The following is a 25106-nucleotide window of genomic DNA, read 5'->3' on the forward strand; positions in this document are numbered from 1 at the left end:
GCTGCTTATTTTGGGGTGTGAAGGCGTCTACGCTTGATCGCTTAATTCAATTTGCATGGGCGGTTATCTTGAAAAACGGCCGGGGCTCAGGATGCTGAAACTCTTCAATCATTACGTACCATCCAACACTGTATTGCAGTTGCTGTTCGATGCGCTGTTGCTGTTTGTTGCGGTGATTGTCGTGTTTGTCGTTCAGGATCGGGTCGATGGGGAACTCCTGTTTTCCGTCGTGCCGTCGGCGCTGGTGTTTGCGGTGGCGATGATGATCCTCAACGGCGCGCTGGGGCTTTATCGGGCAGGGTTTGGCGGCGACTGGCGTGACACCCTGATGCGCGTGACCGTTTCCATTGCGTTGAGTGTGCCGGTGGCTTATGGCGTGTTTCGGGTGTTGCCGTGGGGCGTTTTCGCCCATGAGGCGATGCAGTTGAATGTCATCGCCTTGTTGGGGCTGGTGGTCGCCGTGCGGGGGGTTGCGGTTCGGCGTACAGGGGCGGGTGTCTTGGTCAAGAGAATCATGGTTATCGGGACGGGGGTGGATGCAGTTGCAGTCGAGCATGCGCTGACGCATCCCGCCAATTCCAGCCTCCAGGTGGTTGGTTTCTATCCCGCCGGCAGCAACGATGAGGTGCGGGTCGACCCGAAGCGGATCGTCCACGTCGAGGGAAGCCTGCTGGCGACTGCCAATGAATTGCGGGTCAACGAGATCATCGTCGCCGTGAAGGAACGGCGAGGTGGCGTCATTCCGCTGCGCGAACTGCTCGACTGCAAGATGGCCGGTATCAAGGTGCTGGATCTGTCGAGCTTCTTCGAGCGGGTGCGCGGCCAGGTCCGGATCGACTCCTTGCGGGCCAGCTGGCTGATCTATGGTGAGGGCTTCCGCCAAGGTTGGGGGCGCACGCTGGTGAAGCGGATCTTCGACATCGTGGCGTCGCTCGTGCTGTTGGTCCTCGCCACGCCGGTCATGGTGCTGGCCGCGCTGGCCATCGTCATCGAGGATGGTGCCCCGGTGTTCTATCGCCAGGAGCGGGTCGGCCTCGGCGGACGCTTGTTCAAGGTTACCAAGTTCCGCAGCATGCGCCGCGATGCGGAGCGGGACGGCAAGCCGCGTTGGGCTGCCGCCAACGATGACCGGGTCACGCGGGTCGGCCGCTTCATCCGCAAGGTGCGCATCGACGAGCTGCCGCAGCTGTTCAACGTATTGAAGGGTGACATGAGTCTGGTCGGGCCGCGTCCCGAGCGCCCCTTCTTCGTGGATCAGCTGACCAAAGACATCCCGTTCTACGCGGTCCGCCACTGCGTCAAGCCGGGCGTCACGGGTTGGGCTCAGGTCCGTTACCAGTACGGATCCTCGGTGGATGATGCGATCAACAAACTGCAGTACGATCTTTACTACGTAAAGAATCACACCTTGTTCCTGGATACCGTGGTGCTTTTCGAAACCGTGCGGGTGGTCTTGACGGGTGACGGTGCGCATTGATCGTTCCGTCGCTTGAGGTTCATCCCTGAGGGGATGAGTTGCTGTGCTCCCGCTTGTCGGGAGCATGTGCTTTTCTGTTGAGAGCCGATGGAATCCGTCCTGTCCCAAGTATCGGTCTGGAGCTATGCGTTCGCGACCGTCGTCCATGCGCTGTTCGGGCTTTACCTGGCGGTGGCATGGCGGAAGGGCGGGCGCGGGGCGCTGCTGATCGCCGCAGCGGCCACCGAATCCCTGTGGGCCGGAGCAAACTGGGCGTTTTCCGCATCTGGCTGGGGCTGGCTGTTCCAGCTGGCCAATTTCTTCGACGTGCTGCGCCTGGCAGCCTGGTTCAGCTTCCTGGTTGCCTTGTTGTCGCAACCCTCGGCTGACGGTGCGAGCGACGGGATGCCACGCTGGCCAGCTCCTGGAGCATCGGCGGTGGTCGCCCTGGCGGCTGGCGGTGTCGTCTGTTTCAGTCTTGGCCTACCGGTGTATGGCACGCCGATGCGGACCTGGGCGGCAACATCCCTGTTGTCCTCGGTGTTTGGCCTCGTCCTGCTCGAACTTTTTTATCGTGCCGTGTCGGAGCGCTACCGCTGGGGTATCAAGCCGCTAGCCCTCGCGCTGGGCAGTCTGTTCGTCTTCGATGTGTACATGTACGCGGATACGCTGCTGTTCACCCGTATCGATCCGGTGACCTGGAGCGTCCGTGGCTTCGCCCATACCCTGACCATCCCGCTGCTGGTGATCTCTGCATCGCGGAATCCCGACTGGACGCTGCGGGTGTCTGTGTCACGTCACGTGGTGTTCCATTCGACTGCGCTGGCCGGATCGGGCCTGTACCTGCTGCTGATCGCTGCAGCGGGTTACTACATGCGCTATTTCGGTGGCGAATGGGGAGAGGCACTGCAGTTGGCGCTGCTGTTCAGCGGCGTATTGTTTCTTTGTGTCCTGGTCGTTTCCGGTGCTTTCCGGGCGCGCCTGCGGGTCCTGCTGGCCAAACATTTCTTTGCATACCGTTACGATTACCGGAAGGAATGGTTGAGCGTGACCCAGTCACTGTCGGTGGCTGGCGACGGGTTGAATCTCGGCGAATCGGTGGTCAAGGCGCTTGCCGACCTCGTCGAGAGTCCGGGAGGTGGCGTCTGGTTGTGCGACCTGGACGGTAACTACAGCCAGCAGGCGCGTTTCAACATGCCTGACTCGGGGGTGCGGGAGCAGGCGGATTCTGAGTTCTGCCGTTTTCTGCTGGAGCGCGAGTGGGTAGTCAATCTGCAGGAGATGCGCAGTGGCCTGTCGTCAGGCGCTGGCATGCCGAGGCCGGTCTGGGCTTCCGAGCTGTCCGACATGTGGTTGATCGTGCCCTTGATTTCCTCGGGGGCCTTGGTGGGTTTCGTGGTCCTGCTGACGCCGCGCACTCCTGTGGACGTTAACTGGGAGGTTCTTGATCTGCTCAAGATTGCGGGGCGGCAGGCCGCCAGCTACATCGCGCGCATGCAGACGGCTGAGGCGTTGATCGAAGCACGCAAGTTCGACGCGTTCAACCGGATGTCAGCATTCGTGGTGCATGATCTCAAGAATCTGGTCGCCCAGTTGTCACTCATGTTGCGCAATGCTGAACGACACAAGGATAATCCCGAATTCCAGGCGGATATGCTGGATACCGTCAGGCATGTGGAGACGCGCATGCGCGGGCTGATGGCCCAGCTGATGGAGAAAACGCCGATCAACCAGCGCCGGCCCGTTCAACTCAAGGCGGTCGTCGAGCACATCATCCACTCCAAGCGCATGTTCAAGCCATCCCCGAGTATGGCTCCGGGAGCGCCGGATCTTACGGTCCTTGCCCATGCGGAGCGGCTGGAGAGGATACTCGGTCACATCGTGCAAAATGCACTCGATGCGACATCCGAGCATGGTAGTGTGTCGGTGGAGCTATCCCGTGAGGGTAATTTCGCGTGTGTTGCGGTGTGTGACACGGGGTCTGGCATGTCGGAAGCCTTCATGCGGGAGCAGTTGTTCAGGCCTTTCCAGACGACCAAGTCCAGTGGGATGGGTATCGGGGCTTACGAGTCCCAGCAATATGTGAATGAACTTGGGGGAAACCTTGCCGTGCAGAGCGAGGTGGGTGTCGGCTCACGCTTCGACATCCGCCTGCCCCTAGCGGGGCAGACCCAGAACGTCGGTATCGAGGCATTGGCTGAGTAGTCGATATGAGTGATAAACGCAGGACTTTGTTGATCGTCGAAGACGATCCTGCTCTCCAGAAGCAGATGCGCTGGGCCTTCGATCAGTACGAGACGGTGGTCGCCAGCGATCGGGAGGACGCCATCGCCCAGTTGCGGCGCCATGAGCCGGCTGTAGTGACGATGGACCTTGGGTTGCCGCCGGCGCCGGACGACGTGACCGAGGGCTTCAAGCTCCTCGGCGAGATCCTGGCCTTGGCGCCGGATACCAAGGTCGTGGTGCTGACCGGCCAGCATGACCGGGAAAATGCCGTCCGTGCGGTGGGGATGGGGGCCTACGATTTCTTCGCGAAGCCTTTCGAGCCCGAACTGCTGGCCCTCACGCTCGATCGGGCCCTGCGCATGTATGACCTCCAGCAGGACAACCGCAAGCTCAAGATCCAGCAAGGGAGCGCGCTTTCCGGTGCAATCACGCGGGATCCCGGCATGCTGCGGGTGTGCCGCCTGATCGAGAAGGTTGCGTCGGCAAACGTCACGGTCATGTTGCTGGGCGAGAGCGGCACTGGCAAGGAGGTGCTGGCGCGTGGTCTGCACGAGCTTTCGCCGCGGCGTAACGAGCGCTTCGTCGCCATCAACTGTGCTGCGATCCCGGAAAACCTGCTCGAGAGCGAATTGTTCGGCTACGAGAAGGGCGCTTTCACTGGAGCGGTGAAACAAACGCTGGGTAAGATCGAGGTGGCCAACAAGGGCACCCTGTTCCTCGATGAAATCGGTGATCTGCCGATGCCCCTGCAGGCCAAGCTGCTCCGTTTCCTGCAGGAGCGCGTCATCGAACGCATCGGGGGCCGCGAGGAGATCCCGGTCGACGTGCGGATCGTCTGCGCGACCCACCAGGACGTGAAAGGGCTGATTCAGGCCGGACGCTTCCGGGAGGACTTGTACTACCGCCTCGCCGAGATCGTAGTGGACATTCCCGCTCTGCGGGATCGGGACGGGGACTCCGTGCTGCTCGCACATGCCTTCGTGCAGCGCTTCGCCAGTGCGCACGGGCGGGGTTCGATGACGCTCACCGACGATGCGGTTCAGAGCATCGAGGCGCACCGCTGGCCGGGCAACATCCGGGAGCTCGAAAATGCCATCAAGCGAGCGGTTATCATGGCGGATGCGAACTGCATTACTGCTGATGACATAGGACTCGGCCGGAATCCGGACGAGGAACTGGAGGCCCTGAATCTGCGGGTTGTGCGTGAAGAGGCCGAGCGTCGTGCCGTGGTGCGGGTGATGGCCCGGGTCAATGGCAATGTGGCCCGCGCCGCCGAGATCCTGGGTATCAGCCGGCCGACCCTTTACGATTTGATGAACCGCTTCGGTTTGAAGAAAGAGATTTAACGTGACTCAAGGATCCCCGCAGATGCGTTCCCCGTTCAAGCATGGCAGCAAGGTACGGAACACCGCTGTCAGTGCCCTGTGTGCCCTTCTTCTGGTTGCCTGTGGCGGCAACCCGGAGTCCATGGTCGCTTCTGCTAAGGACTATCTGGCAAAAAACGATACCAATGCGGCGACGATCCAGCTGAAGAATGCGCTGCAAAAGAATCCCAGCTTTGCTGAGGCGCGCTATCTGCTGGGCAAGGTGAATTTCCAGCAGGGCAATTATGCGGATGCCGAAAAGGAGCTCAAGCGGGCGCTGGATCTGGGGTTCTCACCCGATCTCGTCGTTCCGCCGCTGGCTGAGAGCCTGTTGCTGAGTGGGCAGGCGACGCGGATCCTCACCGAGCTCCAGGAGCAGAAGCTGACCCAGGCGGAGCCGCGGGCAGCGCTGCTGTCCACCATCGGCTTGGCACAACTCTCGCAGGGCAAGCGTGAGGCCGCCGCTGAGGCCTTCCAGGGGGCCCTCGGCGAGGTTCCCAACTTCCCCCAGGCGCGCCTTGGCCTGGCCCGGCTCAAGGCGGGGGCACGCGACCTGGAAGGGGCCCTGGCCGATGTCGACGCCATCCTCAAGGACGCGCCGAAGCTGGCCGAGGCGCACAGCCTGCGCGGTGAACTGCTGCTTGCGCTGAACAGGCCCAATGAAGCTATCCCCGAATTCGAAGCCGTTGTCGCGGCGCGGCCCACCGACCTGACCGCCCACCAGAACCTCATTGCTCAGTTGCTGCGGGCCGACAAGCTGGAAGCGGCACAAAGCAAGCTCAATGACTTGAAGAAGGTCGCGGTCAACCACCCGCTGGCGTCTTACCTGCAGGCTTTCCTTGATGTACGTACCGGCAAGACCAAGGAGGCTTACGACGAGATCCAGCAGGTGTTGCGCGTCGTTCCGGACTACATGCCGGCGCTGGTGCTCGCCGGCAGCCTCCAGTTGCAGCGGCGGGATTTCGCGCAGGCGCGCGAGGGCCTGAGCAAGGTTCTCGAGAAGGCGCCCAATCAGCCGTTGGCGCGACGCATGCTGGTTGCCGCCTATATCGGGCTGCAGGAACCCGCCAAGGCGCTCGAAGAACTTCAGCCGCTGCTCAAGGACCGGGGGGACGATCTGGCCGTGCTCAATCTGGCCGGTCAAGTGTACGCGATGACTGGCGATTTCACGCGCTCGGAAGAGTATTTCCGCCGGGCCAGCCAGGCCGATCCGAAGAACGCCCAGTACCGGACCCGTCTCGGCGTGTCCCGTCTGGCTGCCGGGGAGGCTGAGCGCGCCTTCCAGGATCTGGAGGCGGCGTCCGCCCTCGATGCGGACAACACCCAGGCCGACATCGCACTCATCATGGCTCACCTGCGTCGTGGCGAAGCCGCCAAGGCGCTGGCCGCCGTGCAGACCCTTGAGAAGAAGCGGCCGACCGACCCGGTGACCTTCAACATGAAGGGTGGGGTGTTCATGGCCAACAAGGATACCGCCAATGCGCGCAAGGCCTTCGAGAAGGCCCTGGAACTCAAGCCGGACTTTCTGCCTGCGCTCAGCAACCTGGCCCGTCTGGATGTCGGCGACAAGAACCCGGCTGCCGCCCGCAAGCGCTACGAGGATTTCACGAGCAAGAACAAAAAGCTGCCCGAAGGCTATCTCCAGCAGGCCGAGCTGCTCGCCATGACCGGCGGGGGCGCCAAGGATGTGCAGGCTGTTCTCGAGAAGGGCCTTGCCGAGGTTCCGACCGCCTTGCCCATCCGCATCGCCTTGGTGCGCATGCTGGCCCAACTGGGTGAAACCAAGCGCGCCCTGTTGCTGGCCCAGGAGGCCTCCGCCTCGGCGCCTGACGATCCCACTGTTCTGGACCTGCTGGGGCGGACCCAGGTGGCGGCTGGGGAGCAGCAGCAGGCAATCGCAACGTTCTCCAAGCTCGTGGATCGGCAGCCCAATTCGATCGCTCCGCTGATCGCCCTGGCCGATCTTCAGTCGGCGGCCAAGGACGGTGCGGCCGCAGAGCGGTCGCTGCGGAAGGCATTGGCGCTCAAGCCCGACAACATCGACGCGGAGCAGCGTCTCATCTCCATCCTGATGAACGGCAAGCGCCCGGATGAAGCGCTGCGCGTCGCCAAGGATATTCAGAAGCAGCACGGCAAATCGGCGACCGGTTTTGTCCTGGAGGGGGATGTCCTGTTCGTACAGGGCAAGAAGAGCGAGGCTGTAGCTGCTTACAGCGAAGCCTTCCAGCGTGACAAGACGCCCCAGAGCGTGATCCGGCTGTATGGGGCCAGGATCGCTGCGGGACAGACCCAGGAAGCCGCCAAACTTACAGCGGAATGGAACAAGGCCAATCCGAAGGATCTGGCCCTGCGCACCTATATCGCCGAACGCTACCTGATGGAGCTGAAATACGATCAGGCCGTCCAGCAGTACCGCCAGATGCTTGAGATCGCCCCTAAGAATCCCATGCTGCTTAACAACATGGCCTGGGCGCTGGGCAAGATGAAGGACAGCAGTGCCCTTACGGTAGCCCAGCAGGCTGTCAGTCTGGCTCCGAACAGTCCGGTCGTGCTCGATACCTATGGCACGCTGCAGGTGGAGGGGGGCGATGTCGGCAAAGGCGTGGAAACCCTGAAGAAGGCTGTCAGCCTCGGCCCCAATCTGCCCCAGTTGAGAATCAGCCTTGCCCGGGCGTTGATCAAATCCGGAGACAAGGATGGCGCCCGCAAGGAGCTGGACGTGGCACTGAAGAGCGCCCCGGAGAAGACCCCCGTCCGTGCCGAGATTGAAAAAATACGAGCTTCCCTGTAACGGCTTGTACTACCCGCTACCCATATTGCAGGAATGAGATCATGAGCACCATTGCTGTTATCGGCCTCGGTTACGTGGGGCTTCCGCTGGCTGTCGAGTTCGGCAAGAAGATGCGGACCGTCGGTTTCGATCTGTCCGCTGAGAAGGTCGAGGCCTATGGCCGCTTTGTCGATCCGACCGGTGAAGTCAGTACCGAAGACCTGAAGGCGGCTGTCCACCTCACGTGCAGTACCGATCCCAAGATGATCAGTGAGGCCGACTTCGTCATCGTGGCGGTGCCGACCCCGGTGGACGAGGCGCACCAGCCGGACTTTACGCCGCTGATCAAGTCGTCCGAGAGTGTCGGCCGCAACCTGAAGCGCGGGGCGACGGTCGTCTATGAGTCCACCGTCTATCCGGGCGCGACCGAAGAGGTCTGCATTCCTATCCTGGAAAAGTGCTCCGGCCTCAAGTGGAAGGAAGATTTCTTCGTCGGCTATTCGCCCGAACGGATCAACCCGGGTGACAAGGAACGCACCGTCACGAAGATCGTGAAGGTCGTTTCCGGCGATACGCCGGAAACCCTCAAGAAGGTTGCCGAAACCTATGGCATGGTGATCACCGCCGGGGTCTATCCAGCCAGCTCAATCAAGGTCGCCGAGGCGGCGAAGGTCATCGAGAACACCCAGCGCGACCTCAACATCGCACTGATGAACGAGCTGTCGGTGATCTTCCACAAGATCGGCATCGACACCATCGAGGTCCTGAAGGCTGCCGGTACCAAGTGGAACTTCCTGCCCTTCCGTCCGGGCCTGGTTGGTGGCCACTGCATCGGCGTCGACCCGTACTACCTGACCCACAAGGCGGACATGCTGGGCTACCACCCGCAGGTCATCCTGGCCGGCCGTCGCATCAACGACAGCATGGGCAAGTACGTGGCCGAGCAGACCGTCAAGCAGATGATCGGCGCCGGCCACAACATCAAGGGGGCGAACGTCATCGTGCTGGGCCTGACCTTCAAGGAGAACTGCCCGGACCTGCGTAACAGCAAGGTCATCGACGTGATCCATGAGCTGCAGAGCTATGGCTGCAACGTGGTGGTGCACGATCCGGTGGCGGAGTCTGCCGAGGCCGAGCACGAGTATGGCGTCAGCCTGACGGCCTGGGACGCGCTGCCGCGGGCCAAGGCCATCGTGGCGGCCGTGGCGCACAACGAGTACGCTGAGCTCGGCGTGGGCCGCCTGTGCGAGAAGCTCGAGCCGAACGGTGTGTTCACCGATGTGAAGAGCATCTATGACCAGGCTACTCTCGAGGCTGCCGGCGTCACGGTCTGGCGCCTCTAGGAAGCAGATGGGTTTGTTTGCGATGTCCGGGTGGAAGCGGTCTTTAGTCGTGTTGTGCGGAGGTTGCCTGGGCGCTGTCGGCGTCGGGCATGCTGCCGAGCAAGATGTCGATGCGACCCGGATCGTCGAGCAGGCGCTGGCCTACGAGCACGGCGAAGGTGTGCCGCGTGATCCCGAGCGGGCCGTCGAGCTGTATTGCGAGGCGGCACGTATGGGGGACGCCGAGGCGATGTACAGCCTCGGCTGGATGTATGCCAACGGCCGCGGTGTCGAGCGGGACGATGGCTATGCGGCCACCCTGTTCGAGATGGCGCTCTTCAAGGGCCATGCCGGCGCCGAGAAGGCGCGTCGGCTGGCGGGCGAATACACCGGCGCGGTGCCAGCCTGCCTGGCCGCCCGGGAGTCCGCGCGGGGATTCGTGGCGGGGGACACCTGGGACACGCAGAAATACCTCGCGTCGCTGCCCGAGCAGAAGAAGAAGATGGTCGAGCTCGTCACGACGCTGGCCCCGCGCTTCTCCATCGAGCCGCGGCTGGCGCTGGCCATCGCGACAACCGAGTCCAATTTCGATCCCAATGCCACTTCACCGAAGAACGCCATGGGGGTGATGCAGTTGATCCCGGAGACGGCGAGCCGCTTCAACGTGAAGGACACTTTCGATCCGGTACAGAACATCAAGGGCGGCTTGGCCTATCTGCGCTGGTTGCTGGCTTACTACCGCGGCAATGTGGCACTGGCTGTTGCCGGCTACAACGCGGGAGAGGGCGCGGTTGACCGTTATCGCGGGATCCCGCCGTTCAAGGAGACACAGAACTACGTGAAGCGCATCCTGGAATTCTTCCCGCGCACCGAGCACCCCTTCGATGCCCGTGTCGTGGACGCGTCCCCGGTGCTGCAGGCGCTCAAGGCAGTTGGTCGATGAGTGCAGGTTTCCTGAGGGTTTTTTCTGCGGCCATCAGGAGCGCGGTGCTCGTCACGTTGAGCGCTGCAGGGGTCGCAGGCGTATCCGTGGATGCAAGGGCCGATCTGGCCGATACGGTGGCCGTCGTCAAGAAGTCGGTGGTCGCTGTCGGTACATTCGAACCGACCCGCAGCCCGCAGTTTCGCTTTCTGGGAACCGGGTTCGTGACAGGGAATGGCAACCAGGTGGTGACCAATGCCCATGTCGAAGGGGCTGTCGTCGAGAACTCCGAAAGCAAGGAGCAGTTGGTCATCGCTTTGCCCGGCACCGGGCGGGTTGCGGCGCGCCCCGTGAGGCGCGAGGCGATCGACCGCGATCACGACGTGTCGGTGCTGCGTTTCGACGGTCCGCCGATGCCGGCTCTGCGCTTGGGCAATTCTGATGCCGTCCGTGATGGTCAGGACATCGCGCTGACCGGCTTCCCGCTGGGCTCGGCCATCGGCATCGTGCCGGTCACTCACAAGGGGATCATCTCGGCCATCACACCCGTCGGGCAGCCGCTGCCCAGCGCTCGTCAGCTCGAAACCCAGACGCTGCGGCGCCTGGCGGCGGGGAGCTACTCGGTGTTCCAGCTGGATGCGGTGTCCTACCCTGGTAACAGTGGAAGCCCGATCTACAGTCCGGAAACGGGCGAAGTGCTGGGCATCGTCAACATGGTGTTCGTGAAAGGCAGCAAGGAAGCTGCGATCACCAATCCGTCGGCGATTTCCTACGCGATTCCGGCGTCCTTCATCAAGGCCTTGCTGCAGCAGCCCTAAGCCTGGTCGCCGTCCAGGTGTAAAAAAGCCCGGGATGCTTCCATCCCGGGCTTTTCATTTTCCGGCCAGCGTCGGCTGCCTTCAGGCCAGTTCGTCCATCGGCACGCAGGAGCAGAACAGGTTGCGGTCGCCGTAAACGTCGTCGATGCGATTCACGCTCGGCCAGAACTTGTTGTCGCCGACCCAGGCCAGCGGGAAAGCGGCTTCCTGGCGGGAGTAGGGGCGGTCCCAGTCGCCAAAGAAGTCGGCCTGGGTGTGGGGGGCGTTCTTCAGCGGGTTGTTGTCCGCCGGCACGCGGCCTTCCTCTATCGCCTGGATCTCGGCGCGGATACTTACCATCGCGGCGATGAAGCGGTCCAGCTCGCCCTTGTCCTCAGATTCGGTGGGCTCGACCATGATCGTGCCGGCCACCGGGAAGGACATGGTCGGGGCGTGGAAGCCGTAGTCCATCAGGCGCTTGGCGATGTCCACCTCGCTGATGCCGGTGGCGGCCTTGATCGGACGGATGTCGAGGATGCACTCGTGGGCGACGCGGCCCTGGCTGCCGGTGTACAGCACCGGGTAGTGGGTGCTCAGCTGGCTGGCCACGTAGTTGGCGTTGAGGATGGCCATCTTGGTGGCGCGCTTGAGGCCGCGGCCGCCCATCATCGTGATGTACATCCACGAGATTGGCAGGATGCTCGCGGAGCCGAACTGGGCAGCGGAAACGGCACCCTGGCCGGCATTGGGGCGGTCCTCGGTGCCGGTCGGGGCGACTGCGTGGTCGGCCATGAACGGTGCCAGATGGGCCTTCAGGCCGATCGGGCCCATGCCCGGCCCGCCGCCGCCGTGGGGGATGCAGAAGGTCTTGTGCAGGTTCATGTGGCTCACGTCGGCGCCGATGGTGGCGGGGGAGGTGAGGCCAACCTGGGCGTTGAGGTTGGCACCGTCCATGTAAACCTGGCCGCCGTACTGGTGCACGCTGGCGCAGATCTCGCGGATGTCTTCCTCGAAGACGCCGTGGGTGGACGGGTAGGTGATCATCAGCGCCGCCAGCTTGTCGGCGTGCTGGGCGGCCTTGGCCTGCAGATCGGCCAGCTCCACGTTGCCGTTGTCGTCGCAATTGACGACCACCACGTCCATGCCGCACATCTGCGCGGTGGCCGGGTTGGTGCCGTGGGCCGACTTCGGGATCAGGCATACGGTGCGGTGCTGCTCGCCGCGGGATGCATGGTAGCGGCGGATCGCCACCAGGCCGGCGTATTCGCCCTGGGCGCCGGAGTTAGGTTGCATGCAGATCGCGTCGAAGCCGGTGATCTCGCGCAGTTGGGCGGCGAGGCCGTCGATCATCTCCAGGTAGCCGGTGGTCTGCTCGGCCGGGGCGAAGGGATGGACGTCGGCGAACTCGGGCCAGGTGACCGGGATCATCTCGCTGGTGGCGTTGAGCTTCATCGTGCACGAGCCCAGGGAGATCATCGAGTGGTCGAGGGCCAGGTCACGGTTTTGCAGGCGCTTCAGGTAGCGCAGCATCTCGTGCTCGGTGTGGTGGGTGTTGAACACCGGGTGGGACAGGATGGCGTCGCCGCGCAGCAGGGCTTCCGGCAGGTTGCCGCCGCGGCTGGCCACCTGGGCGTCCAGTGCCGCAACGTCGGCCTTGGCGCCAAAGGCTTCGAGCAGCGCGGCAATGTCGGCGAGGGTGGTTTTCTCGTCGATGGAGATGCCGAGCCCCTTGCCGTCCACGTGGCGCAGGTTGTAGCCGGCGGCCTGGGCGGCTGCGTAGATGGCGGTGCTGCGTTCGTCCGTGGCTACCTGCAGGGTGTCGAAGAAGCTGTCTGCGGCCAGCTCGAAACCAGCCTGGCGGAGGCCTTCGGCCAGCACGGCCGTCAGGCGATGAACGCGGGCGGCGATGGTGCGCAGGCCTTCCGGGCCGTGGTAAACCGCGTACATGCCGGCCATGTTGGCCAGCAGCACTTGGGACGTGCAGATGTTGGAGTTGGCCTTTTCTCGGCGGATGTGTTGTTCGCGGGTCTGCAGCGTCATGCGCAGGGCGGTCTTGCCGCGGACGTCCTTCGACACGCCGATGATGCGGCCAGGCATGGAGCGCACGTGGGCCTGGCGGGTGGCGAAGAAAGCGGCATGGGGGCCACCGAAGCCGAGGGGCACGCCGAAGCGCTGGGCCGAGCCGAGGGCAATGTCGGCACCCAGCTCGCCAGGCGACTTGAGGAGCACCAGCGCCAGCAGGTCGGAGGCGACGGCTACGACGGCACCCTTGGCCTTGAGGCCAGCGATGGCGCCGGAAATGTCGGCAACTTCACCGCGCTCGTTGGGGTATTGCAGCAGGGCGCCGAAGACTTCGTGGCGGGCCGCATCGGCCACCGGGCCGACGATCAGCTCGAAGCCGAAATAGGCGGCACGGGTCCGCACCACGTCGAGGGTCTGCGGGAAGACGCCTTCATCGACGAAGAAGGCCTGGCTCTTCACCTTGGAGATGCGGCGCGCCATCGCCATGGCTTCGGCTGCTGCGGTGGCTTCGTCGAGCAGGGACGCGTTAGCGAGTTCCAGACCGGTGAGGTCAATGACCATCTGCTGGAAGTTCAGCAGCGCTTCCAGGCGGCCTTGGGCAATTTCGGCCTGGTAAGGCGTGTAGGCGGTGTACCAGCCTGGGTTCTCCATCACGTTGCGGAGGATGACCTTCGGCGTGATGGTGTCGTAGTAGCCCATGCCGATGAGGGACTTCTTCAGCACATTCTTGCCGGCGATGGTCTTGAGCTTGGCGAGGGCGACGTGTTCCGGCGTCGGTTCGCCGAGGGCCAGCGGGGCGGGCAGTCGGATGCCGGCAGGCACGGTCTGGGCGACCAGGGTGTCCAGAGAATCGACGCCGACGGCGGCGAGCATGGCCGGCAGCTCGTTGGCACAGGGGCCCAGATGACGGCGAATGAAGTCGTCGCCCTGTTCGAGCGTGGCGAGCGGGGCGGATAGAAGGGTCTTCGACATGGGAGAAACTCGGGTTGGGTTACAGCAACAGCAGGGTGGGGCGCGCCGACCGGGCGCGCCCGCGAAGGGGTGATCAGCCGATGGCAGCTTCGTAGCCGGCGGCGTCCAGCAGACCGTCCACGTCGGCGGCGTTGGCCGGCTTGATCTTGAACAGCCAGGCGGCGTAGGCGTCGGCATTGACGGACTCGGGGGCATCCACGGCGGCCTGGTTGGCTTCGAGGATCTCGCCGGCGACCGGCGCGTAGATGTCGGAGGCGGCCTTGACGGACTCGATCACGGCGATGGCTTCTTCCTTGGCGACGACGCGGCCGGCTTCCGGCAGCTCGAGGAAGACCACGTCGCCGAGGGCTTCCTGGGCGTGGTCGGTGACGCCGACGGTCAGAGTGCCGTCCGCTTCGACGCGGACCCATTCGTGGGAGGTGGTGTAGCGCAGGTTCGCGGGAGTGTTCATGGTATGTCCTTGTTCAAGTCGATGAAGGGGAATGGGGTTCGATGCCGTGCTGCCGTCAGGCCAGCGCCTTGCCGTTGCGGGCAAAGGGGGCTTTTACCACACGGGCCTTGAGGCGCTTGCCGCGGATCTCGACTTCGACGGCGTCGCCAGCAGCGACGCCGAGGGGCAGGCGGGCCAGCGCGATGGACTTTTCCAGTGTCGGCGAGAAGGTGCCGCTGGTCGTTTCGCCTTCGCCCTGGGCGGTGGTCACCTTCTGGTGGGAACGCAGCACGCCCTTGTCTTCGAGGATCAGGCCCAGGGTCTGCTTGCCGGCGCCGTTGGCGACGAGGGCAGCCTTGCCGACAAAGTCCCGGCTTTCGTCCTTGAAGTCCACCGTCCAGGTCAGGCCGGCATCCAGCGGGGAGACCGTGTCGTCCATGTCGTTGCCGTAGAGGGCCATGCCGGCTTCCAGGCGCAGGGTGTCGCGCGCACCGAGGCCGCAGGGCTTGACGCCGGCCGCGACGAGGGCGTCCCAGGCGGCAACGGCCTCGGCGACCGGCAGGGTCAGCTCGAAACCGTCTTCACCGGTGTAGCCGGTGCGGGCGATGAAAATGTCGCCGAACTGGGAGGCCTGGAACACTTTAAGGCCGGCGGATGCGGCCTCGGCGCCGGGGAGGGCGGCCCAGGTCTTGGTGCGGGCGTTGGGGCCCTGCACGGCGATCATCGCCAGGTCGCGGCGCACGGCGAGAGTGGCTTGCGTATCGGTGGCGGCCAGGCGCTGCCGCATCCAGGCCACGTCCTTGTCGGCGGTGCCGGCATTGACGACGATGCGGTAGTGGGTGTCGGTCAGGAAGTAGACGATCAGATCGTCGATGACGCCGCCCTGTTCGTTGAGCATGCACGAGTACAGGGCCTTGCCGGATTCGGTGAGCTTGGCGACGTCGTTGGCGATCAGGCCGCGCAGGAAGGCCTTGGCATCGGCACCCTCCAGGTCGAGGGCGAGCATGTGGGAGACGTCGAACATGCCGGCGTCGCGGCGCACCGCGTGGTGCTCCTCGATCTGCGAGCCGTAGTTGACCGGCATGTCCCAGCCGGCAAAGTCGACCATGCGGGCGCCGGCGGCAATATGGGAGGCGTGAAGCGGGGTTTGTTGGGCCATGGGGCTCTCCGTGACAATCGTTCCAGTGTAGAAAAGCAATGGGGCCGATGCGACGTGAATTCGCTTCGGCCCCATCTGTCCTTTGTACCTGAGAGATTGCAGCGGTCTCGAACCCTCTGCGTGCCCCTTCGGTGGATGCGGCCTGCGCAGTGGGCAGGGGGCATCACTCTCCAGATTCTTGATTCGTCGGCGGTCCTTTTGCCTGAGCGGTTCCGGGGGTTGCGCCTTCGGCGGTTCGCGGCATCAGGCCGGCGAACGCTCTCCCACACGACGGCGCGCACCTTACCATCGAGGGCGAGGCGCGACAAGGGTCTGATACACTATTACGGATGATCCCTTCCAGAAGCCGTTTCGTCGGCATTCGTGGCCTGCGCTACCACCTGCGTGAGTGGGGGCGTGAAGGCGCTCCCAAGCTGTTCATGCTGCATGGCTGGATGGATGTTTCCGCCTCCTTCCAGTTCATCGTCGATGCGCTGCAGGCCGATTGGCATGTCATCGCGCCCGACTGGCGTGGCTTCGGCCAGACGGAATGGTCGGGCGACGCCTACTGGTACCCGGATTACCTGGCCGACCTGGAGGCGATCCTGCGTATCTTCGCGCCGAATCAGCCGGTGAATCTGATCGGCCATAGCCTGGGCGGCAACGTGGCTAGCCAGTACGCAGGCATTCGCCCCTGCCGGGTTGCAAAGCTCATTGCCCTCGATGCTTTTGGCCTGGCGGACAGTCGGCCGGAGGATGCGCCGGGCCGGATGGAGAAATGGTTGCTGCAGCTCGAAGCCGACTCGGCCTTCCGGGGCTATCCGGACCGGCATGCGCTGGCCGCCAGGCTGCAGGCGGACAATCCGCGCCTGACGCCGGACAAGGCAGCCTTCCTCTCCGGGCACCTTGGCGAGCCCGATGGCGACGGGATCCGCATGGCGGGCGATCCGGCCCATCGCCGGGTCAATCCCATTTCCTACCGCCGGGCCGAGGCCCTGGCGTGCTGGTGCCGGGTGATTGCGCCCACCTTGTGGATCGAACCGGCCGATCCGGCGCTGCGTCGGCGGCTTGGTGTCAGCGATGAGGTCCATGCGGAAGGCAAGGCTTGTTTCCGCAATTTCCAGGAGGTCGAGGTTTCCGACTCCGGCCACAATCTGCACCATGATCAGCCGGAAATTGTCGCGCGGATCATCGAGACCTTTTTGTTGTCGAATACGCCATGAATGCTCTGAACGCCGATCTGCACTGCCATTCCACCGCGTCTGACGGAACCCTGGCGCCGGCGGCGGTCGTTCGCCGCGCGAAGGCCAACGGCGTGGATCTGCTGGCATTGACCGACCACGACGAATTGCTCGGCCTCGACGAGGCGGCTGCGGCGGCCGATGAAGTCGGCCTGCGCTTCGTGCCCGGCGTGGAGATCTCGGTGTCCTGGCTGGATCAGACGGTGCACATGGTGGGGCTCGGCATCGACCGGACCAATCCCGCGCTCGTCGCTGGCCTCGCCCAGGTGCGCGGTGGCCGGGATGGCCGCGCCGCGCGCATCGCCGCCGAGCTCGAGCGGATCGGCATTTCCGGCGCGCTGGAAGGTGCGCTGGCCTACGCCGGCAATCCAGCCCTGCTCGGCCGTGCCCACTTCGCGCGATTCCTTGTTGAAAAAGGCTGTGCCAAGAACGTCCATGACGTCTTTCTGCACTACCTGGCTCGTGGCAAGCCGGGCTACGTGGAGCATGTGTGGGCGACACTGGAGGATGCCCTCGGCTGGATCAAGGGTGCGGGTGGGGTTGCAGTGATCGCCCACCCGGGCCGCTATCGCCTGAGCCACGCGGAGATGGACATCCTGCTGGAAACCTTCCGCGACCGCGGCGGCGACGCCGTCGAAGTGTCCTGCGGTGCCCACGACGGTGGGCAGGTGCTGGCCTTTGCGCGCCTGGCCCGCAAGTTCGGCCTGCTCGCGTCGCGGGCTTCCGACTTTCACGGCCCGGAAGACAGTCCCATCGACCTGGGGCAGGCGCCGCCGTTGCCCCCCGACCTTACGCCGGTGTGGACGCGCCTGGTGTGACCCTCATTGCTCTTGTCTGAATCATGGCTCAGTTCTTCTCTGTTCATCCTGAACAACCCCAGCAGCGGCTGATCAAGCAGGCCGCGCAGATCATGCGCGACGGCGGTCTCGTCGCTTTTCCCACCGATTCGGCCTACGCGCTCGGCGGGCGCACCGGCGACAGCCCGTTGCTGGCCCGCATCCGGCGCATCCGCGACGTGGACGAGCGCCACCAGTTCACGCTGCTGTGCCGTGACCTGTCGGAAATCGCCACCTACGCCAAGGTCGACAACAGCCAGTACCGCTTGCTGAAGGCCGTTACTCCGGGGCCTTACACCTTCATCCTGGAAGGCACCAAGGAACTGCCGCGGCGGGTTCTCCACCCCAAGCGCAAGACGCTCGGCATCCGCATTCCGGATCATCCGGTGGTGTCGGCCCTGCTTGCTGAGCTGGGCGAGCCGATGCTGAGTTCGACCCTGCTGCTGCCGGACGAGGAGCACCCGCTGACCGACGCCGAGGAGATCCGCGACCGGCTCGAGAAGGACGTCGATCTGGTGATCGAGGCGGGTGCATGTCGCGGCGAGGCGACGACGGTCATCGACCTGACCAGCGGCGTGCCCGAGCTGGTGCGTGAAGGGCGGGGCAGCCTCGAGCCCTTCGGTCTGTGAGCGACCTGCAGGGGGCCGCATCCGGCCGCATCGCGCGCGCGGAGCGGGGGATGGCCTGCGGCTCTGTTAGAATCGCCGGCCTTCGGTAGTGTCTGCCATGCAAGAACTGATCACCACCCTGACCATCTGGGCCTTGCCCGTTCTCTTCGCCATCACGTTGCACGAGGCCGCCCACGGCTACGCGGCGCGTCATTTCGGCGATGTCACGGCGGAGCAGGCCGGGCGGATCAGCCTCAACCCGCTTCGTCACATCGATCCCGTGGGCACGCTGCTGGTGCCCGGGCTGATCGTGGCGGTGAGTACGCTCGCGGGCGGTTCGCCGATCCTGTTCGGCTGGGCCAAGCCGGTGCCGGTCAATTTTGGCCGGCTGCGCAATCCGAAGGCGGACATGTTGTGGGTGGCGGCGGCGGGGCCGCTGGCCAACCTGGTGATGGCGCTCGGCTGGGCGCTGCTGTTCCGGCTGGCAGTGGCGTCGCCGGACAACATGTATGCGCTGCCGATGGCGAAAATGGCCGATGCCGGTATCCAGATCAACGCGGTGCTGATGTTCCTGAACCTCGTGCCGCTGCCGCCCCTCGACGGTGGCCGTATCGTCGTGAGCCTGTTGCCCGCGCGGCAGGCCTACAAGTTTGCGCAGATCGAGCCCTATGGCTTTCCGATCCTGCTGTTGTTGCTGTTCACCGGCATTCTGGGCGACATTCTCGGACCGCTGGTGGCCTTGTTCCGTTTTGCCATTGCAATCGTTTTTGGACTCTGACATCCCATGTTCGCTGAACGCGTCCTCTCCGGCATGCGCCCCACCGGGCGGCTCCACCTCGGCCACTACCACGGTGTGCTGAAAAACTGGGTCAAGTTGCAGGCGGAATATCCTTGCCTGTTCTTCGCGGCCGACTGGCATGCGCTGACTACCGACTACGACAATCCGCGCGGCATCGAAAACAGCGTGTGGGACATGATCGTTGATTGGCTGGCGGCGGGCGTCGATCCGTCCCAGGCGACGATCTTCATCCAGTCCCGCGTGCCCGAGCATGCCGAGCTGCATCTGCTGATGTCGATGATGACGCCGCTGGGCTGGCTGGAGCGGGTGCCGACCTACAAGGACCAGCAGGAAAAGCTGGTGCACAAGGATCTGTCCACCTACGGCTTCCTCGGCTACCCGCTGCTGATGAGCGCCGACATCCTGATCTACCGCGCCGACAAGGTGCCGGTTGGCGAGGATCAGCTGCCCCACGTGGAATTCACGCGCGAGCTGGCCCGGCGCTTCAACCACATGTACGGTCGCGAACCGGGCTTCGAGGAGAAGGCCAAGGAGGCGGTCAAGAAGCTGGGCTCCAAGCGCGCCAAGCTGTACGACGAATTCCGCACCCGCTTCCAGCAGAACGGCGACGAGGAAGGGCTGGCCCTCGGCAAGGCTCTGCTTGAAGAAACCCAGAACCTGTCGCTGGGCGATCGCGAGCGTCTGTACGGTTACCTGGAAGGTAGCGGCAAGGTGATCCTCGTCGAGCCCGACGCGCTGCTTACCGAGGCCTCGCGCATGCCTGGTCTGGACGGCCAGAAGATGTCCAAGTCCTACGGCAACACGATCTTCCTGCGGGAAGAGGCGGACTCCGTGTCGAAGAAGATCCGCACGATGCAGACCGACCCGGCCCGCGTGCGCCGCACCGATCCGGGCAATCCGGAGAAGTGCCCGGTGTGGCAGTTCCACGTCATCTATTCCGATGACACTACGCGCAACTGGGTGACCCAGGGATGTACGAGCGCCGGCATCGGCTGCATCGAATGCAAGCAGCCGGTCATCGACGCGGTGCTGAAGGAGCAGGAGGTGATGCGCGAGCGTGCTCAGCCGTACCTGGACGATCCTTCGCTGGTGCGCAGCATCGTGGCCGATGGGTGCGACAAGGCCCGCAAGCTGGCCCAGGAAACCATGCGCGATGTGCGTGATTCGATGGGATTGAGCTACAACTGATGACGACGCGGATGCGGCGTGGAGGCTGCGTTGCCGGCGTGCTAAGGTGCACAGCATGGGCGAGGGGCTGACCGCGCCGCTCGATCCGGCTCCCGCCGCCGACCCTCTGGATGGGGCGATAGGTCGGATGTATGGTCAGCCGATCTTCGCCCTGCCCAAGGATCTGTACATCCCGCCCGATGCGCTGGAGGTCATCCTCGAGGCGTTCGAGGGGCCGCTCGACCTGCTGCTGTACCTGATCCGCAAAACCAACATCAATGTCCTCGACATTCCGATGGTGCCGCTCACCGCGCAGTACCTTGAGTACGTGGAGGCCATGCGCCAGCACAACCTGGAGCTGGCGGCCGATTACCTGTTGATGGCGGCGACGCTGCTGGAGATCAAGTCGCGGATGCTGTTGCCGCGGCCGCCACGGGCCGATGAGGCGGAAGAGCTCGATCCGCGGGCGGAGTTGGTGCGCCGGCTGCTCGAATACGAGCAGGTCAAGATGGCGGCCGTGAGGCTGGATGCCCTGCCGCGGGTGGAGCGGGATTTCGAGTGGGTCGGCGTGTTCGTGGCCGAGAAGGTCATCGAGCGCCTGCCGGACGTGAGTCTGCACGATCTGCAACTGGCCTGGCTCAAGATCGCCAGGCAGAGCCGTTTGCGGAGGAATCACACGATCCAGCGGGAAGAGCTGTCGGTGCGCGAGCACATGACCCTGATCCTGCGCAAGTTGCAGGATGACGCATTCGTGGTATTTGAATCCCTGTTCGATCCCGGTTTGGGTGTCGCAGGATTGGTGGTCAGTTTTCTGGCGACACTTGAACTGGTGAAGGAGCGCCTGGTGGTGGTGACCCAGAACGAGGCCTTTGCGCCGATTTACGTGAAGCGTGCCTACAGTGAGCGTGCTGACGCCTGAGCAGTTCAAGCTGGTGCTTGAAACGGCGCTGCTGGCGGCAGCATCACCCTTGCGGGTGAGCGAGCTGAGGCAACTGTTCGAGCCGGATCCGGGGGCGGACATGATCCGCCGTTTGCTGGCCGAGCTGATCGAGGACTGGCAGGGCAGGGGCGTGGAGTTGGTGCAGACGGCCGGCGGCTGGCGCTTTCAGACCCGCCTGGAATACCAGGTGTACCTCGACCGGCTCAAACAGGAGCGGCCGCCCAAGTATTCCCGGGCGGTGCTCGAAACCCTGGCGATCATCGCCTATCGGCAGCCGGTGACCCGTGGCGATATCGAGGATATCCGCGGCGTGATGGTGTCGAGCAGTGTATTGAAGACCCTCGAATCCCGAGGGTGGGTAGACGTGGTGGGCTACCGGGATACGCCAGGGCGGCCCGGTTTGTACGCCACGACGAGAAAATTCCTGGAGGACCTCGGTTTGCGCAGTCTGACCGAGTTGCCTCCGTTGACTGAAATCGAAAGGATCATGGATCTTGTAGAGATCCCTGTTTTATCGGGTGTGAGTCCAGAAAAATCAGAGGCTTAAGGGCGATATTTTAGTTCTGAGTCTGTGCGAGTTGGGCCCGTGTACCCGCTGTGTACGCGAATTTCCTTGAAATTCGTTCTGCTGTGGCTTATCTTTCACCTGTCCTCTTCGAAGACGGACGGTGAATAGGGATGAAGGGCGGTTGATCTGCGGATCGACCGCCCTTTGTTCATTCAGTGCTGGTGATCGGGTTGTGTTTTGCCCCGCAAAACGTGGCGACCTGCCCATGTCTCGAGTAGCACACCCTCCGCTTCGGCTCTCAATACAGGCCTGCCAATCAGTCTGCGAAGGTGCTCCCTGGCTTTCTGCACATCCGACTGCAGCACGCTTGCCAAGTCTTCGAACGCCTTCGGGTATCGCCTGAGAACGGCTTCGGCTGAGATGCTTTGCTGGGGGACATCTACGGACTGAATGGCTATCAGCTGCGCCAGCTCCGATTCAGCTTGTTGAAGTCGATCGCGAAGGGCTGGTGATATGCCAACCGCGGCTATGGCATCGACCAATCGTTGAATCTCTGCGTCGAGTTCCTTTCGTCGGCAGCTCGATGAAGTGGCATGGCCCCTGATGCTCCGCTGTCGGTCTTCCAGGATCTCGCCTACAGAGGCCTTCAGAATTTCGAGAGACTCAGGCGTCATGAGTTCTTCCCGGATTGCATTCAGGAGAGCGGCGTCGACCTCCTTCCTGAAGGCCGTTACACCCCTGCATATGCTCTCGCCACGGTCCTTCCGGGTCGTGCAGCCGTAGTGCCGGCCACTGGTGGCCACCACTGCACCGCCGCACACGCCACAGCGCAGCAGGCCGCCGAACAGCGTGCGGGGCGGCCTTCCGTTGCCAGCGCTGCCACCCTGGCCAGTCGGACGCCCCATCCGGGCCCGGACTGCGGACCACAGCTCATCGCTCACAATACGCAGCTCTGGACGCTCCTCCACGTACCACTCCTCCCGTGGGCGATCCATGCGCTTGCGTTTGCCGCTATCCGGGTCCTTCACCCATTGGGATCGGTTCCAGATAACGCGGCCGACGTACAGCTCATTGCACAGCAGTCCGGAGCCTTTCGCCGGCGATCCATACAGCGCCGACACCGCCCACGTCGAGCTACGCCCCGACTTGATACCGCGCGCGTTGAGGATCGCCGCGATCCGCTGGCAGCTCCAGCCGTCTGCGAATTGCTGGAAGATCCAGCGCACGTGCTCGGCCTCCTCCTCGACGATCTCCAACTTGTGGATCTCGCCGGCAGGCATGCTGCGGTAGCCGTAGGACAGGCCCCCGGCGTGTCCACCGCGCGCGAGCTGGCCAGCCAGGCCGCGGTGGGTCTTGTGCCGAAGGTCGTCGAGGTAGATCTCGTTGATCAGGCCGCGCATGGTGCGGTGGATCTTGCGGCCGGCGGATTCCGAGTCATACCCGTCGGCCACTCCGATGATGTGGATGCCCCGGTGCTCCAGGCGCCGTACGGTGCGTTCCTGCTCCACCTGATCGCGGGACAGACGGTCCAGGCCCTCGACAATCAAGACTTCGAAGCGGCCTGCCAACGCGTCGGTAATGAGACGGGCGCCCCCTTGTCGTTGGATGACGGGCGTCGTTCCGGATGTTCCTTCATCCGAATACATGGCATGTGCTGCTGGCCAGCCTCGGGATTGAGCGTAGGTTTGGCAAACTCGTGCCTGATCCTCCAACGATGTTTCCCGTTGTCGATCGGTGCTGAACCTAGCGTAAACCGCAATTCTCATCATCAGGTGTCTCCTGGCTCGGTGTTGCTGCTTCCGCAAGGAACTGGTCGACAAGCTGCGCAGCGATCCAGCGGATCAGGGCGAGCCGAGCATCGTCCCTTTCCTGCCCTGGAAAAATCGCATGCATTGAAGAGGCGTCTGTGTTATCGGTCATGGTGTATCGAGCCTCGGTTGGTGGTTCGGTGAGAAGGGCGGGCTGCAAACAGTCGTGCCCGATAATCTGTCCAGCTTTCGCCGGGGCGAGGTGGTTTGCCGAGTTGCACGCCCCACTGAAGCAGTCGGTTCGTATCGAGGCCTGCTTTTCGTGCCGTGTGTGTTGCTGCTGCCGAGCCATATGGTGGAGGTGGCGATTTATCCACAGTGGGGCCGGTGGGTTTTAGATTTTCCTGATACCTGATGTGTGCCCAGTTCGGCCATTGGCAGATCGCGTGAACCGGTCCGGATTCTTCGAGCTTTTCCTGTGCTGGCGCGGCTTTCACGTTGCTGTTTCCTGTGGATAGATACGTGCCGCCACCGTGCCGGGTTTGTTCAGGACGTGCCGGGGCGACGAGGGCCAGAGGAAGCAAAAAAGTAAGTCGTTCTCCGCTTAGGCGGCGCAGAAGCCCGACGCGAATGAGGCGATCCAGTGCCGTTCGAACCGCCTTTTCGCTGGGCTGCTCGATCTGGAGCCCACCCCCTCTCGGGGTGTGGGTTTCGCAGTACGTCCGGAGCATGCCCAGGCTGACGGCGCGGCGTCGGCCGGTGATTCCGGTGCTGAAGTCCATCCAAGCGCGCAGCAGGATGTAGGTCTGAAAGGCGAGTGGGCCGGTGCCGTGCAGTGCGTCGAGTTCGGCATCGGTAAGGGCGATCAGTTGAGGGGCATGGGGGCTCATGATCCCGCTCCCCCCGGCAGCTCGTTCAGATTGCCCCAAGCGGGGTGGGGTCTGCCTGCCGTGCCTGAACATACCTCGCAGATCGTGACGACACTGGGCTCCGTGCTGGTGCGATGCCTGACACGGTGCCATGGCCCTGGGGTTGGGTTCATCCTCAATCCCTCGTGATCTTGAGCTCGGAATAGAAGCGCTGATCTTCGACGGGAAAGCTCGTTTCGATATTCGTTTGGAACGATGCCCGATCATCGCGCCAAGGATGCGATTCCCGGGCGGAAATCGCCTGCTGGATCACAAGGTTTCTGCCGTGGTAGGTCGTGAACCTCAGGAGCCGAATCAAGTGCTGTTCCTGCTCGTTGAGCAAAATCCAGTCTGTGCGACCTTCATTGCGCGAGGGCGTGCGCCGACGGCGCTGGTTGCTGGCGGCCAGCTGAGCGGTTTGCGTGTTGTCCACCACAAGCCGAACTTGATGCTGATCGCGCCCACTCATGCTTGCGTCCTCCCTGCAAGGGTCAGCCGGAATGCCAGGGCAGGGCCGGCAAAGTGGCGTAGCGCGCGGTAGAAGCGCAACCGGAGACGGAGGTGCGAGGTGTTACGCATGGCGTCCGCCCTCCAGGTTTGTAGCGATCGGGCCGTCGGCAGTGGCGATGAGCGCAGGCCACAGCAGGCGGGAGTTCGCCAGCTTGAGCGGGCGCACGCCGTAGAAGCTGGCGGTTGCGCACAGGCGCTGACGAACGGTGTTGGGCTTGACGTGGTTCAGCGCGGCAAATTCGGCGGTGCTGAGCGTGGCGGGGGCATCGGCCGGGGCCGGGGTGTGGGCGTTCGTACCCAATGCGGATTGGCGCATGGTGGTGCTCCTAGACTGCGGTTTCAATCTCCGCAGCCCCCGTTCCAATGGGGGCGGCAGAACCGTGTGGGGTTGGAACTACCGGGTCTAGGATCCGGCCAGCCTT

22 protein-coding genes and 1 riboswitch are annotated in these 25106 nt (G+C 63.7%); of the genes, 14 read left to right on the forward strand and 8 right to left on the reverse strand.

From position 1 onward, the window contains the following. Positions 1-91: 91 nt before the first annotated feature. The 7 genes from AC3QL2_RS19625 to AC3QL2_RS19655 all read left to right on the forward strand — a co-directional run bounded on the left by AC3QL2_RS19625 (position 92) and on the right by AC3QL2_RS19655 (position 10878). Complete coding sequence (locus tag AC3QL2_RS19625; RefSeq protein ID WP_493233035.1) at positions 92-1477, forward strand: TIGR03013 family XrtA/PEP-CTERM system glycosyltransferase; 1386 nt, start codon at positions 92-94, stop codon at positions 1475-1477. An 87-nt stretch (positions 1478-1564) separates the two neighbouring features. Further along, a complete protein-coding gene (gene prsK / locus AC3QL2_RS19630) occupies positions 1565-3661 on the forward strand; it encodes an XrtA/PEP-CTERM system histidine kinase PrsK (protein ID WP_493233034.1) in 2097 nt (698 codons plus the stop codon). 5 nt (positions 3662-3666) lie between these two features. Continuing rightward, the gene (gene prsR / locus AC3QL2_RS19635; protein ID WP_493233033.1) at positions 3667-5028 is read left to right on the forward strand and encodes a PEP-CTERM-box response regulator transcription factor; all 1362 of its coding nucleotides are present in this window, start codon (positions 3667-3669) and stop codon (positions 5026-5028) included. A gap of 22 nt (positions 5029-5050) precedes the next feature. Further along, positions 5051-7837 carry an XrtA/PEP-CTERM system TPR-repeat protein PrsT gene (gene prsT, locus AC3QL2_RS19640; protein ID WP_493233032.1) on the forward strand — a complete coding sequence of 929 codons (2787 nt, stop codon included), beginning with the start codon at positions 5051-5053 and terminating at the stop codon, positions 7835-7837. Positions 7838-7878: 41 nt separating this feature from the next. Next, the gene (locus AC3QL2_RS19645) at positions 7879-9159 is read left to right on the forward strand and encodes a nucleotide sugar dehydrogenase (RefSeq protein ID WP_493233031.1); all 1281 of its coding nucleotides are present in this window, start codon (positions 7879-7881) and stop codon (positions 9157-9159) included. A gap of 49 nt (positions 9160-9208) precedes the next feature. Continuing rightward, the gene (locus tag AC3QL2_RS19650; RefSeq protein WP_493233030.1) at positions 9209-10081 is read left to right on the forward strand and encodes a transglycosylase SLT domain-containing protein; all 873 of its coding nucleotides are present in this window, start codon (positions 9209-9211) and stop codon (positions 10079-10081) included. Next, positions 10078-10878, forward strand: a complete 801-nt coding sequence (locus AC3QL2_RS19655; protein ID WP_493233029.1) for a S1 family peptidase — start codon at positions 10078-10080, stop codon at positions 10876-10878. Before AC3QL2_RS19650 ends, AC3QL2_RS19655 begins: the two co-directional genes overlap by 4 nt. 81 nt (positions 10879-10959) lie before the next feature. Here the strand turns inward: AC3QL2_RS19655 and gcvP are convergent, their stop codons facing one another. The 3 genes from gcvP to gcvT all read right to left on the reverse strand — a co-directional run bounded on the left by gcvP (position 10960) and on the right by gcvT (position 15440). Further along, complete coding sequence (gcvP, locus tag AC3QL2_RS19660; protein ID WP_493233027.1) at positions 10960-13851, reverse strand: aminomethyl-transferring glycine dehydrogenase; 2892 nt, start codon at positions 13849-13851, stop codon at positions 10960-10962. A gap of 73 nt (positions 13852-13924) precedes the next feature. Continuing rightward, positions 13925-14302: a glycine cleavage system protein GcvH gene (gcvH, locus tag AC3QL2_RS19665; RefSeq protein ID WP_493233026.1), complete on the reverse strand. Its 378-nt coding sequence runs from the start codon at positions 14300-14302 to the stop codon at positions 13925-13927. 55 nt (positions 14303-14357) lie between these two features. Then, complete coding sequence (gcvT, locus tag AC3QL2_RS19670; RefSeq protein WP_493233025.1) at positions 14358-15440, reverse strand: glycine cleavage system aminomethyltransferase GcvT; 1083 nt, start codon at positions 15438-15440, stop codon at positions 14358-14360. Positions 15441-15621: 181 nt separating this feature from the next. Next, positions 15622-15716: riboswitch (glycine riboswitch) on the reverse strand. Between the two features lie 53 nt (positions 15717-15769). Between gcvT and AC3QL2_RS19675 the strand changes: the two genes are divergently transcribed. From AC3QL2_RS19675 to scpB, 7 genes are all read left to right on the forward strand, one after another. Next, positions 15770-16642 carry an alpha/beta fold hydrolase gene (locus AC3QL2_RS19675; RefSeq protein ID WP_493233024.1) on the forward strand — a complete coding sequence of 291 codons (873 nt, stop codon included), beginning with the start codon at positions 15770-15772 and terminating at the stop codon, positions 16640-16642. Further along, positions 16639-17478 carry a 3',5'-nucleoside bisphosphate phosphatase gene (locus AC3QL2_RS19680; protein WP_493233022.1) on the forward strand — a complete coding sequence of 280 codons (840 nt, stop codon included), beginning with the start codon at positions 16639-16641 and terminating at the stop codon, positions 17476-17478. Before AC3QL2_RS19675 ends, AC3QL2_RS19680 begins: the two co-directional genes overlap by 4 nt. Positions 17479-17501: 23 nt before the next feature. After that, on the forward strand, positions 17502-18125 hold the full coding sequence (locus AC3QL2_RS19685; protein ID WP_493233021.1) for an L-threonylcarbamoyladenylate synthase: 624 nt from the start codon (positions 17502-17504) through the stop codon (positions 18123-18125). Between the two features lie 97 nt (positions 18126-18222). Further along, positions 18223-18882, forward strand: coding sequence for a site-2 protease family protein (locus AC3QL2_RS19690; protein ID WP_493233020.1), 660 nt, complete (start codon positions 18223-18225; stop codon positions 18880-18882). A 6-nt stretch (positions 18883-18888) separates the two neighbouring features. Next, entirely contained in the window at positions 18889-20091 is a 1203-nt protein-coding gene (locus AC3QL2_RS19695; protein ID WP_493233019.1) for a tryptophan--tRNA ligase, read from the forward strand. A 55-nt stretch (positions 20092-20146) separates the two neighbouring features. Next, complete coding sequence (locus tag AC3QL2_RS19700; RefSeq protein ID WP_493233018.1) at positions 20147-20989, forward strand: segregation and condensation protein A; 843 nt, start codon at positions 20147-20149, stop codon at positions 20987-20989. Then, a complete protein-coding gene (gene scpB / locus AC3QL2_RS19705; protein WP_493233016.1) occupies positions 20970-21557 on the forward strand; it encodes an SMC-Scp complex subunit ScpB in 588 nt (195 codons plus the stop codon). Before AC3QL2_RS19700 ends, scpB begins: the two co-directional genes overlap by 20 nt. A 173-nt stretch (positions 21558-21730) precedes the next feature. Here the strand turns inward: scpB and AC3QL2_RS19710 are convergent, their stop codons facing one another. The 5 genes from AC3QL2_RS19710 to AC3QL2_RS19730 all read right to left on the reverse strand — a co-directional run bounded on the left by AC3QL2_RS19710 (position 21731) and on the right by AC3QL2_RS19730 (position 25000). After that, the gene (locus AC3QL2_RS19710) at positions 21731-23287 is read right to left on the reverse strand and encodes a recombinase family protein (protein ID WP_493240288.1); all 1557 of its coding nucleotides are present in this window, start codon (positions 23285-23287) and stop codon (positions 21731-21733) included. Beyond that, positions 23262-23438, reverse strand: coding sequence for a hypothetical protein (locus AC3QL2_RS19715; RefSeq protein WP_493233015.1), 177 nt, complete (start codon positions 23436-23438; stop codon positions 23262-23264). Before AC3QL2_RS19715 ends, AC3QL2_RS19710 begins: the two co-directional genes overlap by 26 nt. Next, the gene (locus tag AC3QL2_RS19720) at positions 23428-24156 is read right to left on the reverse strand and encodes a hypothetical protein (RefSeq protein ID WP_493233014.1); all 729 of its coding nucleotides are present in this window, start codon (positions 24154-24156) and stop codon (positions 23428-23430) included. The genes AC3QL2_RS19715 and AC3QL2_RS19720 overlap by 11 nt, the downstream gene beginning before the upstream one ends. A 154-nt stretch (positions 24157-24310) precedes the next feature. Continuing rightward, the gene (locus tag AC3QL2_RS19725) at positions 24311-24643 is read right to left on the reverse strand and encodes a hypothetical protein (RefSeq protein ID WP_493233013.1); all 333 of its coding nucleotides are present in this window, start codon (positions 24641-24643) and stop codon (positions 24311-24313) included. Between the two features lie 102 nt (positions 24644-24745). After that, entirely contained in the window at positions 24746-25000 is a 255-nt protein-coding gene (locus AC3QL2_RS19730) for a hypothetical protein (RefSeq protein WP_493233012.1), read from the reverse strand. Positions 25001-25106: the final 106 nt, after the last annotated feature.

This window comes from Zoogloea sp. GW822-FHT05C07 (assembly GCF_058800215.1).